A 20,123-nucleotide genomic window follows, 5' to 3' on the forward strand; every position below is an offset into this window, starting at 1 on the left:
AAAATTAAATGCACAAAAAAGCCCAAGTAATTTACTTGGGCTTTTTATGTTTAGAACTTAGCTGTAATATTAAGTGTAATTCTTGATGTCATTAACACTTTGCATAAAAGCAAGCGAAAGGCTCAAGCGTAAGTGTGTCTTGGCTTAATTTTGCGCTGTGGTGGCTAAGCTCATTGTATTCTTTAACGATTGATGTTGGCATATCAATACTTGTTTGTTGAGAGTTTAGATTAAATATGCACAGCATTTTTTGCGGTCCAAGCGTTCTATAAAAAGCAAGCACAGGCTCAGGCGTTTCAATAAACTCAATATCACCCTCAAGTAAAACAGTTTGGCTCTTGCGCCACGCCATAAACTCACGGTAGGCGTTTAAAATTGAGTTGCTATCATTAGTTTGCACAGCGACTGATTGCTGTTTGTGTGCATCATCAACAGGTAGCCAAGGTTTTACGTCACTAAAACCCGCATGAGGTGAATCAGCTTGCCCCCAAGGCATTGGCGTTCTACAGCCATCACGCCCTTTAAAATTAGGCCAAAATGTTATGCCATATGGGTCTTGTAAGTCTTCAAAGGCAACACTTGCCTCACCTAAACCTAATTCTTCACCTTGGTACATACATACACTGCCACGAAGGGAAGCAAGTAGGGCGGTTAGCATTTTACATTGCTGAGGGTTTATTTCGCCATTTTCACTCCAGCGACTTGCTACGCGCTCTACATCATGGTTGCTAAATGCCCAACACGGCCAACCCTCAGTCATACGTTGTTCAAGAGTTTGAACCGTAGTTCTAATATATTCACTTGAATAATCATTTGTTAAGAGCTCAAAGCTATATCCCATGTGCAGCTTATCGCCACCTTGGGTGTACTGCGCCATTGTCGCCAATGAATCCTCTGATGAGATTTCGCCAAGCGATACAGTACCTGGGTATTTATTAAGTAATGTGCGAATGTCTTGCATAAACTCAATATTTTCTGGCTGAGTGTTGTTGTAGTAATGATACTGAAATGCGTATGGGTTATCTTCACTAAAACCACGACCCTGGCGCTTATCTTTTGGTTTAGCTGGGTTATCGCGAAGTTGTGCATCGTGATAACAAAAGTTAATAGCATCTAATCTAAAGCCATCAACGCCTTTTTTAAGCCAAAACTCTACGTTATCAAGTACAGCTTGTCTTACGTCAGGATTATGAAAGTTTAAATCGGGTTGTTCGGTTAAAAAGTTATGCAAATAATATTGCCCACGGCGAGGTTCCCACTGCCACGCGCCACCACCAAAAATAGACAGCCAATTATTAGGTGCTGTGCCGTCATCTTTAGCTTCAGCCCAAACATACCAATCCGCTTTATCGTTATTTTGATTTTCGCGGCTATCTGTAAACCATTGGTGTTGATCTGATGTATGGCTTAGTACTTGGTCAATTATAATTTTAATGTTGCGATCGTGGGCTTGGCTAATAAGTTCATCAAAATCGTTTAAATCACCAAAAAGCGGGTCAATGTCACGGTAGTCACTAATATCGTAGCCAAAGTCTTTCATCGGCGATTTGAAAAAAGGTGAAATCCAAATTGCATCAACGCCTAAGCTTTTAATGTAATCAATACGATTAATAATCCCTTTTAAGTCACCAATACCATCGTTGTTGCTATCTTGAAAGCTACGCGGATAAACTTGATAAATAACCGCACCTTTATACCACTGCTTTTGGGTCATGCTTTTCTCCGTCATTCCACACAGTATTTAGACTATTCTTTATTGTGATTACGATTAATCACGTTATTTTCAAAAAGCATACGTGAAGCCTGTAATTCTGTAAAAAGTCTGCATACGTATGCACTAAAAATAATGCAATAAAATTATTTAAAATAAGCGCTTAGCGCCTCTTTGGCGGTGTTCGTTTTGTGTGTTTAATGTTTACCAATTATGTTATTCATTCATTTTTTAGTTAAATTTAACCTAACAGTTTGTACTATAAAGGAAATATACCCTTGGTTTTACTAGAAATGGTCTGACCAATTTAACACTTAGTAAATGTGCAATTATTTAAACGTTATATAACAGTGCCAATTAATTTCATCTTGTTTACATTCAAGTAGAAAGGCTATTAGTTTTCTACAAAATAGATTTAATCTGTCATGCTCTTTCAGTGTTTTTTGTTTTGTTTATTTTTAATAAAATCATATGGTTAAAGTTATGTGTGTGTAATGTATGTTAATGTTAGGCTACATTGAAATTGTTGAATACGTATGCATAAAGTTGTTAATAAAATAAATCTGGCGTTAATATTCATCCTGACAACAAAATTAGCTCGCCTTGTTTAACTATCACTTAAACATTGAACGCGGGTATCACAATATGGGTAACGGGAAAACATTATGTCTATGTTCAAACCAAGTATATTAACTTTGGCATTAACAGCTGCAGGCTTATCAAGCTTTGCTACACAGGCTGCTCAAGAAGATACAATAAAAAAAGATGATGTAGAAGTTATCGAAGTTAAAGGCTTTCGTGGCAGTGTGGTTGAGTCTATTAACACAAAACGCTTCTCTACACAGGTTGTAGAATCTATATCGGCTGAAGACATTGGCAAATTGCCAGATTCTTCAATTGCTGAATCAATTGCACGTTTACCAGGCTTAACAGCTCAGCGCTTAGACGGGCGAGCAAGTCGTGTCTCTATTCGTGGTTTTGGCGAGAATGAAAGTGGCACAACGTTTAACGGTCGTGAGCAGGTATCGATTGGTGATAACCGTGGTGTAGAGTTTGACCTTTATCCATCAGAAATAATGAGCGGTGTAACCGTTTATAAAACGCCAAATGCAAGTATTGATGCTGAAGGTATTGCCGGTGTTATTAATATGCAAACCGTGCGCCCTTTAAGTAAAGGCGAACGTGTTGTACAAGTAAATGGGCAGTATGAGCAAACCAGCTTTGGTAAATTAAATCCAGACGGTAATGATGACGGCTATCGAGGCACTATCTCATACATTGATCAGTTTGCTGACGATACAATTGGCGTTGCATTTGCTTTAAATACAATGAGTTCACCAAATCAAGAAAAACGTTGGAATTCATGGGGCTACCCAGAATTCACCGAAAATGGTAACGATTATTCAATTTTAGGCGGCGCTAAACCATTTGTACGTTCATCAACCCTTGAGCGTGATTCGGCAATGCTAGTACTTGAAGCAGCCCCTACTGACAAATTAAACATGACGTTTGATGCATTATATGTAGATTTTACAGATGAAAAAATTCTACGCGGTATTGAAGTTCCATTTGCATGGGGTCAAGGTAGTATTGATGCAAATAGTGTTGTAGTTGATGAAGCATCTGGCTTTATAACAAGTGCAGTAACACAAGGCCAACGTGTAGTAGTTCGAAACGATTATGAAGAACGCGAAGCGGAACTTACAGCTTTTGGTTTTAATACTAAATATGATATTGACGATTCGTGGTCAGTAGAGTTTGATGCAAGTTATTCACAAGTAGACCGCAAAATCTGGAGTGTTGAGAGCTACTCAGGTACAGGGCGTGGTGATGCTCGCGGTGTTGCAGATAACTTAGGTTATACATTTAATGGTGGAAATACCGGCGCAAGTTTTACTCATGACTTAGATTATAGCGATTATGGTTTAATACAGTTAGGTGGCCCGCTATCGTGGGGTGCAAGCTCTGCACTTAACGATAAATATGGTTTAACTGGTACTGAGTATGAAAACCAAGCGCAAGATGGTTTTATTAATGCACCGACCATTGAAGATGAGCTATCAACATTAAAAATAGCGGCTTCAAAGGTATTAGAAAACGAGTACATAAGTTCTATTGAATTTGGTATGTCTTACAAAGAACGTGAGAAAACAAAAGATTCAGAAGGTTACTTTATGACGTTATCTAGCTTTTCGCTTGATAACCCAGGCATGCTTAATGTGCCAGAACAGTACCGTAACGGAAGTGTTGATTTAGGTTTTATAGGCATGGGCGATATGATTGCTTATGACGTAAATGGCTTAGTTAACGACGGTTATTACGACTTACTGGCAGAGAGCTTAACAAATACAAGTCATGCGACTAAATCGTGGACTGTAAAAGAAGAAATTACTTCTGCATTTGTTCAAGCTAATATTAATGCTGAAGTAAGCGGCCTTGCATTAACGGGTAACGTGGGCGTGCGTTATGTACAAACTGATCAATCATCACAAGGTAATGCATTTAGTACTGTTGATGGTGTGGTTGTTACATCACCTACAAACATAAGTCATGATTACTCGCACGTATTACCTAGCTTAAACTTGTCACTTGCGATTGATGAGCAACAAACGATACGTTTTGGTGCTGCTAAAACAATTTCTCGTGCACGCTTAGATGAAATGAATTCATCAGTTAATGCTTCATATAATCAAACACCTGATGAAAATGGCAACTATTGGTCTGTATCGGGTGGTAACCCAAATTTAGAACCTAAAGAAGCAACCGGCTACGATTTTACTTACGAGAATTACTTTAGCGATGAAGGTTACTTCTCTGCTGCGTTTTTCTATAAAGATTTAACTCAGTGGATTTTTGACGGCACGTATGCAATTGATATGTCAGGCGTAGCTGACCCTTCAACAGGTGAAGCTCCTGCAACATCATCAGGTACAGGCAGCGGTAAAATAAATGGCGGCGGTGGCGATTTATATGGTTACGAGCTTTCACTGGCGTTACCATTTAAAATATTCCATCCATCTCTTGAAGGTTTTGGTTTAATTGCCAGCCATACTGGTATTGAGTCTGATATTGAAGATCAAAACGGTAACGATTACGAGCTACCAGGTCTTTCGGATAAAATTCAAAGCTTAACAGTTTACTACGAAATGCATGGTATGCAATTACGTACCAGTATGCGCAAACGCAGTGCCTTTAAAGGTGATGTATATGGTTTAGGTTTTAACACTGAACAAGTTGATATTTTAGGTGAAACTATTTGGGATGTTCAAGCAGGTTATGACTTCTCTGAGGCCGGCATTGAAAGCCTTGAAGGTTTATCTGTTCAGTTTCAAGTACAAAACTTAACTGAAGAACCGTTTACGTCACTTTCTGGCGATAATGCTCTACAAGTACGTGACTATCAAGATTACGGTCGTACTTACTTGTTAGGCTTTAGTTACAAGCTATAATAAAAGTTGTGTGTAGAAGCCCTTGTGATTTGTTTTACAAGGGCTTTTTTATAGCTAGTTTATCAAACACTGATTAATACCAATTCGCTTAATTAAGTTTATTGAGCGCTGTATTAAAGCGTGGGCAATAATATGAAACCAATAAAACATGTCGTAATTGCAGGCGGTGGTACCGCAGGGTGGATAACAGCAGCACTGCTTAATAAAGTGTTAGGTAAAGTAATTAATATCACACTAATAGAATCATCAGCTATTGGTACGGTAGGAGTGGGTGAAGCAACGATACCGCCCATTATTCAACTTAATAACGCGCTGGGTATAAACGAGCAAGATTTTATTGATGCCACTAATGCTTCAATAAAATTAGGTATAGAGTTCGAAAACTGGAAAACGCCAGGGCATAGCTACATGCATGCGTTTGGCTCGTTAGGTAAAGATTTTCCCTTTTGCGATTTTTATAATTTTTGGTTAAAAGGTCAAATTACGGGCTACGAAGACGACTTATGGGATTTTTCACTCAATTACCAAACGGCTAAACAGCATAAATTTGCACCCCTCAATACAATTCCTAATACCCAACTACCTGGGCTGAGTTACGCATATCATTTTGATGCGACGCTTTACGCTGAATACTTAAAAAAGTTGGCTATATCGCGCGGTGTTAAACACATAGATGCAAAAATAAGCCATGTTGAACAATGCGATACAGGCAATGTTAAAAGCCTAGCACTTGATAACGACAGTCAAATTAGTGGGGATTTATTTATAGATTGCACCGGGCTGCGTGCACTATTAATTGAACAAACACTAAATACAGGTTTTATTGATTGGTCTCATTACTTACCATGCGATAGTGCAGTAGCCGTACAAACAAAAAGTACTCATGAGCTTAAGCCCTATACGCGATCTATTGCACATAGTGCTGGTTGGCAATGGCAAATACCACTGCAAAATCGTATTGGTAATGGCCTTGTTTATTGCAGTAGATACTTGTCAGATGATGATGCTAAGCAGTTACTGCTAAAAAGCTTACCCGCTGAGCCAATTACAGAGCCCCGTATTATAAAATTCAAAACAGGTCGGCGTTTAAAGCAATGGCATAAAAATGTGGTGTCGGTTGGCCTCTCAAGTGGTTTTTTAGAGCCGCTAGAGTCAACCAGTATTCATTTAATTCAAACTGCGGTTACGCGTTTAATTAAGCTATTTCCACACAACGGTATTAGCGATGCGTTAGTAACGGAGTTTAATAAACAAAGCGTTATTGAATTAGAGCACATACGTGATTTTATTATTTTGCATTATAAACTCACCGAGCGAGAAGACTCCCCGTTTTGGCGTCAATGCATGCAAATGGATATACCAAATTCCCTTACCCATAAACTGAATTTATTTAAACACACAGGCAAAGTAATACGTGAAGATGATGAACTATTCGCCGAAGTTGCTTGGCAGCAAGTCATGATAGGGCAAGGGCTTATCCCTGATGACTATAACAGTATTGTTGATTCACTAAGTGATGATCAACTGAGCGATTTATTCTCTACTTTAAAAACGTTGATCAGCTCAACTGTAACGCAGTTACCAACTCACCAGAATTTTTTAGCCAGCATTAAAAAGGTATAACAATGCGATTTTTAAACACACTTTTACTCGTAAGCGCATGTAGCTTACCAAGCTTTAGTTATGCACTTAATGTAGAGCCTGCCAATTGGTGGGTAGGCATGAATAAAAATAACATTACAGTACTCGTGCATGAGCAAAATATAGCTAACGAAGAATTTAAATTAGATAAGTATAAAGGGGTTGAACTTAATAACGTAACACGTACCGACAACCCTAATTATGCTTTCCTACATTTAAATATTAGCGATAACGCAAAAGCAGGAACGCTCAAGTTTAACAGCACTAATACAGCGCATAGCTTTGAGTTTCCTTTATTTACCCGAGATAAAAATAGCGCGCAACGCCAAGGTTTCACAAGTGCAGATGCTTTATATTTAATTAACCCAGATCGCTTTGTAAATGGCGACTCCATAAATGATACCGTCAAAAGCATGCTAGAAGCTGCAAACCCAGGTTTTAAAGGCGGGCGGCATGGAGGGGATATTCAAGGTGTTATTAACGCATTACCGTATTTAAATAATTTAGGTGTAACACAGCTTTGGCTTACTCCAGTGCTTGAAAACAACATGCCAGATTACTCTTATCATGGTTACGCGATTACAGACTTTTACAACGTTGATCCGCGAATGGGATCGAATAACCTATACAAAACGTTATCAATAAAGGCTAAAGAGCAGGGCATTGGGCTTGTTATGGATATGGTGCTTAATCACTTTGGTGCTGAGCACCCGTGGATGAAGGATAAACCAACTCAAGATTGGATTAACTTTAATGGGCAGTTTGAAAATGGCAAAAATGCCACAAGCCATGCGCGCCAAACAATTCAAGATCCACACGCCAGTAACTACGATAAACGCCAGTTTAGCGATGGTTGGTTTGTCGCTAGCATGCCCGATTTAAACCAGCGCCAACCATTATTAAATGAGTATTTAATTCAAAATGCAATTTGGTGGATTGAATACGCAGATTTAAGCGGTATTCGTGTAGATACCTATTCTTATTCAGACAAAGCATTTTTAAGTGATTGGACCAAGGCCATTATGGATGAATACCCACACTTTAATATTGTTGGCGAAGAGTGGACTTCAAACCCTGCAATAGCGTCGTATTGGCAGCGCGGTAAAGTAAATCAAGATGGGTATGTGTCAAGCTTACCCAGTGTGATGGACTTTTCGTTGCAAGAGGCGGTAATTCGAGCTTTAAATGAAGATGAAAGTTGGAGCACAGGCTGGGTTAAAGTATATCAGTCATTAGCTAACGATTTTTTATACCCAGACACCAATAACATTATGGTGTTTGCTGATAACCACGATATGAGCCGTGTATATACAGAGCTTGGGCAAGACTTAGCTAAAACTAAAATGGCGATGACTTTGTTTTTAACAACGCGCGGCATTACTCAAATGTATTACGGAACCGAAATATTATTGGATAATACGCCGAGTAAAGATCATGGCGATATACGCATTGATTTTCCTGGTGGGTTCAAAAATCAAAACGCTAATGCGTTTACTGGAGTCGGGTTAAGTAAAGATCAGCGCGATATGCACGAAACTATAAGCACGCTACTTAACTTTAGAAAGCAAAGCCCGGCGCTGGCAAAGGGTAAGCTCGTTCATTTCAGTCCGAACAATGGTGTTTATAGTTATGCTCGCGTTAGTGACACGCAAACAGTATTAGTTTTTATGAATAAAAACAAAGTAACACAAAAGCATAATATTGATTACATGCAAGAAGTTATACCAAAAAATGCCAATGCGCAGGCATTATTCACACAACACACTTTTAAACTAACTAACAGTATTAACTTAGAGCCAATGGCTGCTACGGTATTAGTGATTAATACGCCGTGAATGTTTAAGTGAATACGTATGCAGCAACTGTATGCTTGCTGCAGATATCTTTAGTATAAAGCTATAACACTACTGACAAAAAGACACACAATGAAAAAATCAGTTTATGTACCCACATTACTGTGCAGCGCACTTATAACAAGTGCATGCTCAGACAATAATGAAACCGAACAACAGCAAGCGCCTAAACAGGCGCAAAATGAGTTAACAAAGCCTGTTGTATACCAAGTATTTACACGCTTATTTGGCAACACACAGACCGCGAATGTGCCCTGGGGTACAAAAGAGCAAAATGGTGTAGGTAAATTTGCCGATTTTAACGATGCTGCACTTAAAGGTATTAAAGAATTGGGGACAACCCATGTTTGGTATACCGGTGTTTTACATCATGCGCTAGTGGGCGATTATACACAGTATGGGGTTACGCAAGACGACCCTGATGTAGTTAAAGGCCGTGCAGGTTCACCTTATGCAATAAAAGATTACTACGACGTAAATCCAGATTTAGCCATAAATGTGACCAATAGAATGGGTGAGTTTAGTGATCTGATTGAGCGTACTCATGAGCATGGCATGAAAGTGGTTATAGATATTGTACCTAACCATGTGGCTCGTAATTATAAATCAGTAGCAAAACCCAAAGGAATAAAAGACTTTGGTGAACAAGACGACACCAGCAAAGAGTACGATAAAAATAATAACTTTTATTATGTACCAGGCCAGTCTTTTCAGGTTCCAACATCACAAAGCTATACAGTTTTAGGGGGTAATACTCACCCTTTAGCTGACGTTTTTTTTGATGAAACGCCAGCAAAATGGACGGGTAATGGTGCGCGTGCACCCAAGCCAGATATTAACGATTGGTACGAAACCGTAAGAGTGAATTATGGCGTTAAGCCTGATGGCAGCTATGACTTTCCTGTATTACCTAAAGAGTTAGAAAACCAAGATTATCGCGCTCATTATGCGTTTTGGCAAAATAAAGAGCTTCCTAATAGTTGGTATAAATTTAGAGACATCACTTTGTACTGGCTTGATAAAGGCGTAGATGGCTTTAGGTACGATATGGCCGAAATGGTGCCGGTTGAATTTTGGAGCTTTTTAAATTCATCAATAAAAATGCAAAAGCCCGATGCGTTTTTATTGGCTGAAGTTTACAACCCACAAATGTACAGAGCGTATATTCAGCAAGGAAAAATGGATTACTTGTATGACAAAGTCGGCTTTTACGACACATTAAAAGCCATTATGCAGGGTAAGCAAGCTGCTAATACTATTTTTGCAGCCCAAAGCCACGTTAACGATATTGAATCGCACATGCTGCACTTTTTAGAAAATCACGACGAACAACGCATTGCGAGCCCTGATTTTGCAGGTGATGCACGCTGGGGGAAACCAGCAATGGTCGTTTCTAGCTTAATGAGTCGCGCACCTACTTTATTATATTTTGCCCAAGATGTGGGGGAGGACGGATCTGAAAACGCAGGTTTTGGCACATCTACCCGCACCAGTATTTTTGACTACATTGGTGTACCAGCGCATCAAGCATGGATGAACAACGGCAAATTCGACGGCGCTAACTTATCGAGCGAGCAAGCATCACTTCGTGATTATTATAAATCAATAATGGCTCTCAATAGTTTGCCCGCTGTTGTAGGTGGAACCATGTCAGAGCTTTCACTTAGCAATAGCGAACGCGTTGTTGGTTTTGTACGCTCGCTGGGACAGCAATCTATTTATGTTTTTAGTAATTTTAGTGAGGAGCCACAAACGGTATTAATTAATTTAACACCAGAGCAAGCTAATACCTTTGAGCGAAATAAACCGCTACACGACTTACTTGAACAAAACACGGTAAAGATCATCACTGACAAAGAAGTTACAAAGCTTATGCTTTCGCTAGATGCATTTAGTAGCGCAGTTTTAACTAATAAGGCTAATCATGAATAATCAAAATAATAATTATGACAGCAACAAACCAAATCTAAGTTTTTGGCAAATATGGAATATGTGCTTTGGCTTTTTGGGTATTCAATTTGGTTTTGCACTACAAAACGGCAATGTGAGCCGTATTTTTCAAACCCTAGGCGCACAAGTGGATGATATTCCTATTTTATGGGTTGCAGCACCGCTAACGGGCTTAATAGTGCAACCAATAATTGGTTATTGGAGTGATAAAACATGGGGGCGTTTTGGTCGTCGTCGTCCATTCTTTTTCATAGGAGCGGTACTTACTACTATCTCACTCTTTATCATGCCGCATTCACCAACCCTTTGGATTGCTGCAGGTATGTTATGGATTATGGATGCCTCAATCAATGTCACTATGGAACCTTTTAGAGCACTTGTAGGCGATAACCTGCCAGAAAAACAACGTGCTACAGGCTACGGCTTACAAAGCTTTTTTATTGGTATTGGTGCTGTACTGGCCTCAGCATTACCATGGATGATGACTAATTGGTTTGATGTTAGTAATACCGCTGCTGCAGGGGAAATACCTGAATCTGTTAAATATTCATTTTATTGGGGTGGGGTTGTATTACTTACTGCCGTTATTTGGACTGTAGCACGCACTAAAGAATATAGCCCTGAACAGCTTGCTGAGTTTGAAAACCAAACTACCAAACCGACTAACACCGCATTAGTAGATATCAACTTCAATAAAGGTGCCATTATTTTTGTGGTGCTAGGTTTAGCAACACTTGCTTTAGTTATGGGTTTAGCGCTAGAAAAAGAACTGTATTTACTTGCTGGTGGTTTATTAGCGTTTGGTATTGTGCAGTGGATAGCGGGTGCTTTAAAGGGCGCAAATAAAACACAAGGCGGCTTTTATCAAGTAGTACAAGATGTATTTACTATGCCAGAGGCAATGAAGCAGCTAGCGTGGGTACAGTTTTTTAGCTGGTTTACGTTATTTGCTATGTGGATATACACCACAGCCGCAGTAACAAGCTTTCATTATGGTAGCAGCGATGCAACCAGTAAAGCATTCAACGATGGTGCCGACTGGGTCGGTATTTTATTTGCCGCTTACAATGGTTTTGCGGCCATTGCTGCAATGTGTATTCCGCTTTTAGTTAAAAAAATGGGCTTAAAAGGCGCACATTGCTTTAACTTACTACTAGGCGCATTAGGCCTTGCGAGCTTTATGTTTATAACAGATCCAAAAATGCTTCTTATTCCAATGATAGGCGTTGGCTTTGCATGGGCGTCTATTTTGTCGCTTCCTTACGCCATGCTAAGTAATGCACTACCGAGTAGTAAAATGGGCGTTTATATGGGGATATTTAATTTCTTCATCGTCATTCCACAGTTATTAGCTGCCAGTATTTTAGGGCTTATTTTACGCCACGTATTTTCTAACCAGCCTATTTACGCATTATTAATTGGTGCCGCATCATTTGTTGTTGCTGCGATTGCTGTTATGCGCGTTAAAAATTCAAACTAAGGGTCACACAATGAAAAAATATAACCTTATTACCGCTTCTCTTTTAACTTTGGGTTTAACGGCCTGTGGCGTGCAAAATACGAATAATGAAAATATTGATGCTACGATTGCATCAGCTCCAGGCGCACCAGGCGCTGAACCATTTTGGGCTTATGCAGGTAAAACCGGAATTGGTACTTCCTTTGAGCAATACCAAAACGGTCAATATAATAACAACGCTGCGACAGGTGAAGTATCAAAGGTCTGGTTTTCAATTGCTAAAGGTATGATCACCGAAACTATGTTTGGACTCATTCACCAAGCGCAAATTAAAGATATGCAGTTTGTAGTAACCGGTAAAGATTTTACAGTTACTGAAGCAGACGATTTAGACGTTACCATTGATTACTTACATAAAGACGATAAAGGCAGACCGCTCTCGCTTGCTTACAAAGTAACAAGTACAGATAAGCAAGGGCGTTTTACCTTCGAAAAACACATATTCACCGACCCTGACGGACAAACATTGTTTGTACGCAGTATTTTTAATACATCACTTAAAGGTGTAAAAGCGTATGTTGCTGTTAACCCTTATATAAACAACAACGGCTTAGGTGATTTTGCAAAAACCACTGAGCAAGGCTTAGTTGCTTGGGAAGGCGATAACTTTTTAACACTGCAATCATCTACGCCATTCAAAATGAAAAGCGTAGGCTTTACAGGTGTGAGCGATGGCATCACCTCACTTAAAAAACAACACACACTAAGCAAACAATATTCAAACACAGGGAGTGAATCGGGCAATGTCAGTATGCTTGCAGAGCTTGGCAATATAAGTAGTAATACCACATTTGATTTAGCACTAAGCTTTGGTAAAACCCAGATACAAAGCCAGCAACAAGGTGCGCAGAGCTTATCTAAAGGTTATCAAAATGTGCTCGATGCCTACAACGGTAAAGGTGAAGCGCTAGGATGGGAAGATTATCTACAAAGCCTTGAGCCATTAAATGAAATGGTTAAGCAAACCGCCGATAACGGAAAGCTACTTTATACCAGTACAATGGTGCTAAAAGCGCAAGAAGATAAAACCAATGCGGGCGCGCTTATCGCCTCGCTTTCTAACCCTTGGGGTGAAACAGTTTCGGCCAAAGAAGGGTCAACGGGTTATAAAGCGGTATGGGTTCGTGATTTTTATCAAGTAGCGATGGCGTTTATGGCTTTGGGTGATACTGCTACAGCTAAAACAGCATTTGAATACCTTGAAAAAGTACAAGTTAACAGTAAAACCCCCGGTAGCAATGGCGACACTGGCTGGTTTTTACAAAAAACACATGTAGACGGTGAACTTGAATGGGTAGGGGTACAGCTAGATCAAACGGCTATGCCTATTATGCTCGCGTGGAAGTTACATCAAGCAAACGTACTAAGCGATACCGAGCTTAAAGATTGGTACGCACGCATGCTAAAACCGGCAGCTGATTTTTTAGTCGATGGCGGAAGAGCTAAAATTTTATGGAACGATACGCAAATCACTCCACCTGCAACACAGCAAGAGCGCTGGGAAGAGCAAAGTGGTTATTCTCCCTCTACAACGGCTGCCGTTGTTGCTGGTCTTATAACAGCCAGTGACATAGCAACACTCAGTGGTGATACTCAAAATGCAGAACGTTATTTAGCAACGGCTAAAAAATATAACAGTGATATAGAGTCGCAAATGTTTACCACCCAAGGTAATTTAGAAGGTGATAGCACCGATGGCGAGTATTTTATTCGTATAGGTCAAGATACCAACGCTAACTCTAATACTAAAATTAACACCAACAATGGCCGTGAAGGTTTTAACAAAAAGCAGATTTTAGATGGTGGGTTTTTAGAATTAGTTCGCTATGGAGTAAGAAGCGCTAACGATTCAAGCATCATTAAAACGCTACCAGAGTATGACGACGAAACACTTGAAGATAATCTACAAGTTAAATACAGCTTTAACTTTACCGATGGTAGCGGCACATTTGCAGGCTATCGCCGTTATGGTAACGACGGTTACGGCGAAGATGAAACCACCGGTACTAATTACGCCGAAAGCGGCAGCAACACACCAGGGCAACGTGGCCGTGTATGGCCATTTTTTACAGGTGAGCGCGGGCATTATGAAATAGCCGCTGCAAATGCAAATAATACGCTAGATGATGCAAAACAAGCGGACATTAAAAATAGTTACGTAAAAGGGCTAGAGCAATTTGCTAATAGCGGCATGATGCTACCTGAGCAAGTATGGGATGGCGTTGGCGTAAATAAAGCAGGTTATGAATTAGGCGAGGGCACAAACTCAGCAACACCTCTAGCTTGGACACACGCAGAATACATCAAGCTTGTACGCTCACTCAGTGATAAACAAGTTTGGGATTATTACCCTGTGGTTGCCGAATCGCTTAAAGACTAATATATAATACCAATTCGCTTAATTAAGTGAGCTATTTTGAGGCAGGAAAAACGTGTTGTTAGCTAGGCAAAAAATTCGCTATTTAGTTGTTCTCGGCAATTGCTCCTGCATTGCTCTACCTTCTGCATCCATGCAGTCGTAAATGAGAATTTTTTAACGCAGTTAGCGACACGTTTAGCCCCGCTAAATGATTAAGTATTATTGCGGATTGGTATAAAATGCTGTAGTTATTAAAAAAGGCTTCTAAATAAATTTAGAAGCCTTTTTGTTATGTACTCACTTAATATTAAAACAAAAGAATGCTCTTCAAATAAAATGAGTGTCACTTTTTAGTTACATTATTTGAGACCACACTTATTATCAAACCATGATAACAACTCGGTATAAAATTCTTTTTTATGATCGTAGAAAAGCGTATCAGAAAAGTGATCAGCATCTTCAAGCTCAATATATTTAAAGTCTTTTTTGTACTTCTCAAGCTCAGATACGAAGTCTCTACTGTGTTTTACTGGAACACGACTGTCGATATCACCATGCACAACTAGTATAGGAATATTTACTTTATCTACTTGCTCTACAGGAGAGACACCTGTAATCGTAGGGCGTTGTAAAATACTTAAAAAGCGATTTTCGTTAAGAGTTGCATTAATACGGCTTAAATCACTTACCCCTGCACCGGCAACAACACATTTATATATGTTGTTTTCACGCATAGATGCAGCAAATGCAGCATAACCGCCATAACTCCAACCAAATAAAGCAAGCTTATCTTTTGTTGCTAAGCCTTTATCTATTAAATATTGTGCCGCGTCGTCTAAATCATCTTGTTTTTTCAAGCCCCAGTTATTATCACCGGCTATCCAATGCTCCAGACCGTACCCCGTAGATCCACGATAGTTTGGTTGAATAACTACGTAACCATGATAGGCAAGTAACTGCGCCCAGTCATCAAATACAACAGAGTCACGCACCCAAGGACCACCGTGAGGAAGTACTATCGCAGGGTAAGGACCTTTAGTCGCAGGGATGGTTACATACGCTTTTATTTTGCGTCCATCTCTTGCTTTATAAGAGATATATTTAACGGATCCTAATTTACTTTTATCAATAAACGGAAGTCGGTCACCAATTTTAGTCAGCTTCTGCTTATTAGTAACAATGTAATAGCTGCCTGGGTTATCGTCAGCAGATACTCTCACCACTAATACGTTATCGTTATCAGAGCTACTAATGATTTGTACAAACTTATCTTTAAATAAAGAAGCAACAGATTCGTTAAGTGCTTGAAGGTTTGGGTCTGTGAAATAAAACTTAGGCTGCTTGGTTGTATAGCGAAAGCCTTGTAAAGTGCCGTCGGTATCAAGTATAACACCGTCTGTATCTACAGATTTAAGACCAAATTGACGTTCAGAATACTGACCTGTTTTAATATTGTAAATATAAATGCCAGTCGTATTTTCGCCTAAGTTGGCGTTAACATAAACTTCGTTAGGATTACCTTTTGCAAATCCTAATATCTCAAAGTTTTCACGCTTTTTAGGACTAACTTGCTTAATTACTTTCCAATCATCATTGCCTTTATCTCGGGCATAATAATCGATTGCGTTATCAGATTTATTCCAACCTTGGGCTATTCTTATTTCACCATCGTAGTCAGAAACAAACGAGCCTGATACTTTTTCATTTCCGCGCATTACAGTAACGCTTCGTCCAGTGTTAATATTAAATCTCACTACATCTGGAATGTAGTTATTATTAATATCAACTTCTACAAGTACTTCATCTTTTTTGTCTGGAAGTATATTTATTATATTAAATTGAACATTTCGCTTTTTCTTAAATGGTAATAACCAGTCGCCTTTACCATCTGCATCAGTTATTGCAAACTTATTAACCCAGTATTTGCGACTTCCATCTTCTAGTATTTGTCTAAACATAACGCCTATTTTTTCATCGTTTAACCATACGATGGAAGATATCAGCATTTTATCAGCGCCCAACCTTACGGGGTCTGCTTCTAGGTTATTTGGATCTCTTATCTCAATTATATAGTCACCATTTTTGGTAGTCGCTCTTAAAATAGCAAGCTTCTTACCATCAGGTGATGCTACAACACTACGAATAGCAGATGACATTGAGAAAGCATCGATACTGCTCACTTGTGTCGCATCTTCAGTTTCGCTATTAGCGAAAGAAGATAGGCTTAGTAAGGTAAATCCTACTAACATTCTTTTTTTAAGTTTCATTTTTTATTCCCTCAAAAAAAATGGCCTAAAATTTTAGGCCATCTGGATTGAATATATACTCAGCCAATTCTAATTAAAAAGAAGCTGTAAAACTGATGTATGGGCTACGTCCTGAAGTATCATAACCAACACCTAGAGGGATGTTAGTATTTGAGAAAGAACCATTTGGGTCTACTTTTGGTGGAGCTTCATTAAATACGTTACGTACACCAAAGTTCACTTTATAAGCATCGTTAGACCAAGTCATACCGATGTTATGTACAAAGTAGTCATCAGTGAAACCAACAGGGCGACATTTAAGTGGAGCACCATTTGCGTCAGTTAAACCACGACAACCTGCAGTACCTTCTTCGAATTCACCTAAATCATCTTCATCTTCACGACCTTTACCGATGAAACGTGTTTCCCAGTTAAACCTAAAATCAGAATATTTAAGTTGTAAGCGTGCTGTACCGCGCCATTCTGGTGAATCTGGCTCACCCATATTGTCATCAATAGTACCAAGTACATCAAAAACTTGCTCTGTCATGCGCGTGGCTTGAAGGTCTAGTGTAATACCTAAGTTTTCTTCTGCAATTACCGTATCTGTTTCAAAGTAGATATTGTAATCAAAACCTTTAGAAGAGATTAAACCAATATTGATAAAGCTAGCATCAACTAAATCAATTTGACCATTTTCGTCACGGCCGATACGGCTACAAAAAGCATCATTACCATCAGCAGAATAACACTGACCAATACTGTAGAAAGCACTTGGCTCTGCAATACTATTTGTTACTTCAATATCAAAACGAGTTAATGACATTGTTAAATCAAATGCATCAGTGAACGGTTGTTCAAAGATAAAACCGTATGTTTTAGCCACTGATGTTTCAGCACTAAGCTCAGTTGTACCGCCAGTTTCAATCTCAGCGCTATAAGTTCCAGTATATGAATCAGTCCCACCTTGACCTAAACCAAGAGTAGTTGGATCAATACCTGATGCTTGACAAGCGTTTAATACCGCTGTATCGCGTGTTTCTTCAGCTGCATTATATGTAGCTGCTGAACCTGGGTTCAATGGGTCAATATTACGAGCATCTTCCGGAACAACACATGGATCGGCAACTGTATTAAAACCAGACGTACCGTTTAAGAAACGTTCACGTAAGTTTGGCGCTCTATAAGAAGTACCTTTTGTAGCACGAAGAGTAAACCAATCAACAGGACGGTAGATAGTTTTAAGACTATAAGTTGATTCAGCATCGTAGAAAGATTCCTCAGAAACACGGCCAGAAGCTGTAAATGTAAGTTCTTCAGCACCTTTAACTCCTTTAAGTAAAGGGAAGTCAACTTCTGTAAATATTTCTTTTAGATTACGAGAACCATCAGCGCCTTGGTCAGCAAAGTAGCCCCATAGTAAGCCTTGTGATGCTGCTGCATTAGGATTTGATTCAATCTCATCACGACGATATTCAATACCAACGATACCTGCAACAGTTTCGTTATTCCATGGTAGTGCGAAGAAGTCACCACCCATGAATGCATTAAAAACAAACTGGTTTACTTTAGTTTCGATGTCGCGGTCAATAAATAAATAGGCCGCTTCTTCAGGTGAAAGCGTACCGCCACCTTCTTGGTAAATACTGTCTGCAAATAAATTAACAGGAACACATCCATCAGAACCGGTACCACAGGTAACAGTACCATCATCATTAAGAACAGCGGTTTCTAATGAGTTAATTAAGCGTTCTTCATCAATACCAACACGGTGGTCAGTACCTTTAGATGCGCTGTACGATACAGACGCGTCGTAGTACCAATTGTCTAAACCAATGTTTTCGAACATACCTAGATTACCAGTAACACCGGTAACTAAACGATATTGTGATACTTCAACCTCAGTTTGATCACGGTCACCACGGATATTGATGATTGGCTGAACGGCCTCAGGTCCACCAGGGCCCACACCTAACACGCCAAAACAGTCAATACCGTTTGTACCACAAGGGTTATATGGGTTTGATGCCGCTACTTGTTGAAATATTTGTGCACCAGGGCTAAAAATTGGAGATTTACGACTAGCGTATAAACCTTCATAGTAGAAAGTTGTGTCGTTATCGTCTTGGAAGTTGTATTCACCATTAAGCATTAGTGAAATACGTTCATTTTTACTTCTGTAATCACCACTTTTGTAGTAATCAGATTGTTGGAAAGCGTATAGAGGGTCTTGGAAATCAACGTCACGGAAACCATCTCCGTTACCATCAACAAATACACCATCATTAATACCATCGCCATCGAAATCGCCAGCTACCCATGAAGGTAAAAATCCTTCAAGACTTGATGGTACAGTTGATTCGCTAAAGTTTGGAATACCAGTGTTTGTAAAATTAGGAGTGTAATAAACACTACCAAAGAAAGAAGGTACGCTAATACGATTTGTTAGAGGGAAAATATCACATGAATCTTCACCACTCGCCACAGGACCATAGCCACTGTTTCTCGTTACGATACTGCCATCTTCAGCTTCCCAAATACGCTCTTCACACCCTTTAACAAAAGGGTTACCAGATAAAGATTGAGATTTTTGTTCTGAATATTCAACGCCTATAGTGATAAAACCATTATCCATGGTTTTGCCCCACATACCCGAAAGTACAGTTTCTTCACCGCCTTCACCTTTAGGTTGACGATAAGATGCATCAAAAATAAAACCTTCAACATCTTTTTTTAATATTACGTTAGCTACACCCGCTACCGCATCAGAACCATAAACGGTTGATGCGCCATCAAATAAATTCTCTACACGCTCAATCATTACGCCAGGTATTAAGTTCAAATCAGGGGATGTTGGTGCACCACCAACGCCAGCAGGAGCCATTCTTCGGCCATTAATAAGTACAAGAGTTCGTTCAGCACCTAAACCACGAAATCCGATTGTTGCAGCGCCCGGACCGTTATCTAGTACAAAACCACCAAATGTATTATCTATTTGAGCACCAGCCGCTTGGCTGGTCGATTGAAGCATTGAGCCTGCATCAAATAAACCCATTTCACGAGATAAGTCGCCATTGATAATTTGAATTGGTGATGCATTTGAAAATTCAGCTTTTCTTATACGTGAGCCTGTTACAACTATTCGTTCAGGTGCTTCTTCTTCTAATTCTACGTCTGAATTCAAGTCATTTTCTTGAGCTAGCGCGTTAGGCGCTAAGGCTACAGAGCCTAGCAATAAAGAGTATCTTATTGCATTTGATAGAGCTTTAGTTTTAAACATATGTAAATCCCTGAGATATTGTTGTTATTTAGGCTATAAAGTTACAGATCAAGATCATATCGGTACAATAAATTTACATTATAGAAACAAAATAGTAAATGCAGTTAACAAATTG

The 20,123-nt window shown here is 39.4% G+C and carries 9 protein-coding genes; 6 read left to right on the plus strand and 3 right to left on the minus strand.

Annotated features, from left to right (window positions below; translation table 11 throughout):
* Positions 1-91 precede the first annotated feature (91 nt).
* Entirely contained in the window at positions 92-1,714 is a 1,623-nt protein-coding gene (locus tag I6F54_RS02575) for an alpha-glucosidase family protein (protein ID WP_197139508.1), read from the minus strand.
* Positions 1,715-2,376: 662 nt separating this feature from the next.
* Here I6F54_RS02575 and I6F54_RS02580 point away from each other — a divergent pair.
* The 6 genes from I6F54_RS02580 to I6F54_RS02605 all read left to right on the plus strand — a co-directional run bounded on the left by I6F54_RS02580 (position 2,377) and on the right by I6F54_RS02605 (position 14,503).
* On the plus strand, positions 2,377-5,160 hold the full coding sequence (locus tag I6F54_RS02580) for a TonB-dependent receptor (RefSeq protein WP_197139509.1): 2,784 nt from the start codon (positions 2,377-2,379) through the stop codon (positions 5,158-5,160).
* A gap of 132 nt (positions 5,161-5,292) precedes the next feature.
* Positions 5,293-6,783 (plus strand): tryptophan halogenase family protein, encoded by a 1,491-nt coding sequence (locus I6F54_RS02585; RefSeq protein WP_197139510.1) that lies wholly within the window; start codon positions 5,293-5,295, stop codon positions 6,781-6,783.
* Positions 6,784-6,785: 2 nt separating this feature from the next.
* Positions 6,786-8,636, plus strand: a complete 1,851-nt coding sequence (locus tag I6F54_RS02590; protein WP_197139511.1) for a glycoside hydrolase family 13 protein — start codon at positions 6,786-6,788, stop codon at positions 8,634-8,636.
* Between the two features lie 90 nt (positions 8,637-8,726).
* Positions 8,727-10,586 (plus strand): alpha-amylase family glycosyl hydrolase, encoded by a 1,860-nt coding sequence (locus tag I6F54_RS02595; protein WP_197139512.1) that lies wholly within the window; start codon positions 8,727-8,729, stop codon positions 10,584-10,586.
* Positions 10,579-12,084 carry an MFS transporter gene (locus I6F54_RS02600; protein ID WP_197139513.1) on the plus strand — a complete coding sequence of 502 codons (1,506 nt, stop codon included), beginning with the start codon at positions 10,579-10,581 and terminating at the stop codon, positions 12,082-12,084. The genes I6F54_RS02595 and I6F54_RS02600 overlap by 8 nt, the downstream gene beginning before the upstream one ends.
* A gap of 10 nt (positions 12,085-12,094) precedes the next feature.
* Positions 12,095-14,503, plus strand: coding sequence for a glucan 1,4-alpha-glucosidase (locus I6F54_RS02605; RefSeq protein ID WP_197139514.1), 2,409 nt, complete (start codon positions 12,095-12,097; stop codon positions 14,501-14,503).
* Between the two features lie 338 nt (positions 14,504-14,841).
* Here the strand turns inward: I6F54_RS02605 and I6F54_RS02610 are convergent, their stop codons facing one another.
* A complete protein-coding gene (locus I6F54_RS02610) occupies positions 14,842-16,749 on the minus strand; it encodes an alpha/beta hydrolase family protein (protein WP_165741319.1) in 1,908 nt (635 codons plus the stop codon).
* A gap of 73 nt (positions 16,750-16,822) precedes the next feature.
* Positions 16,823-20,008: a TonB-dependent receptor gene (locus tag I6F54_RS02615; RefSeq protein WP_197139515.1), complete on the minus strand. Its 3,186-nt coding sequence runs from the start codon at positions 20,006-20,008 to the stop codon at positions 16,823-16,825.
* Between the last annotated feature and the right edge of the window lie 115 nt (positions 20,009-20,123).

This window comes from Pseudoalteromonas sp. SWXJZ10B (assembly GCF_015864475.1).
Lineage (GTDB): Bacteria > Pseudomonadota > Gammaproteobacteria > Enterobacterales > Alteromonadaceae > Pseudoalteromonas > Pseudoalteromonas arctica.

Bases quoted from the DNA above. Each gene is read 5' to 3' on its own strand.
- I6F54_RS02575 (WP_197139508.1), bottom strand. From the start codon at position 1,714: ATGACCCAAAAGCAGTGGTATAAAGGTGCGGTTATTTATCAAGTTTAT.
- I6F54_RS02580 (WP_197139509.1), top strand. From the start codon at position 2,377: ATGTCTATGTTCAAACCAAGTATATTAACTTTGGCATTAACAGCTGCA.
- I6F54_RS02585 (WP_197139510.1), top strand. From the start codon at position 5,293: ATGAAACCAATAAAACATGTCGTAATTGCAGGCGGTGGTACCGCAGGG.
- I6F54_RS02590 (WP_197139511.1), top strand. From the start codon at position 6,786: ATGCGATTTTTAAACACACTTTTACTCGTAAGCGCATGTAGCTTACCA.
- I6F54_RS02595 (WP_197139512.1), top strand. From the start codon at position 8,727: ATGAAAAAATCAGTTTATGTACCCACATTACTGTGCAGCGCACTTATA.
- I6F54_RS02600 (WP_197139513.1), top strand. From the start codon at position 10,579: ATGAATAATCAAAATAATAATTATGACAGCAACAAACCAAATCTAAGT.
- I6F54_RS02605 (WP_197139514.1), top strand. From the start codon at position 12,095: ATGAAAAAATATAACCTTATTACCGCTTCTCTTTTAACTTTGGGTTTA.
- I6F54_RS02610 (WP_165741319.1), bottom strand. From the start codon at position 16,749: ATGAAACTTAAAAAAAGAATGTTAGTAGGATTTACCTTACTAAGCCTA.
- I6F54_RS02615 (WP_197139515.1), bottom strand. From the start codon at position 20,008: ATGTTTAAAACTAAAGCTCTATCAAATGCAATAAGATACTCTTTATTG.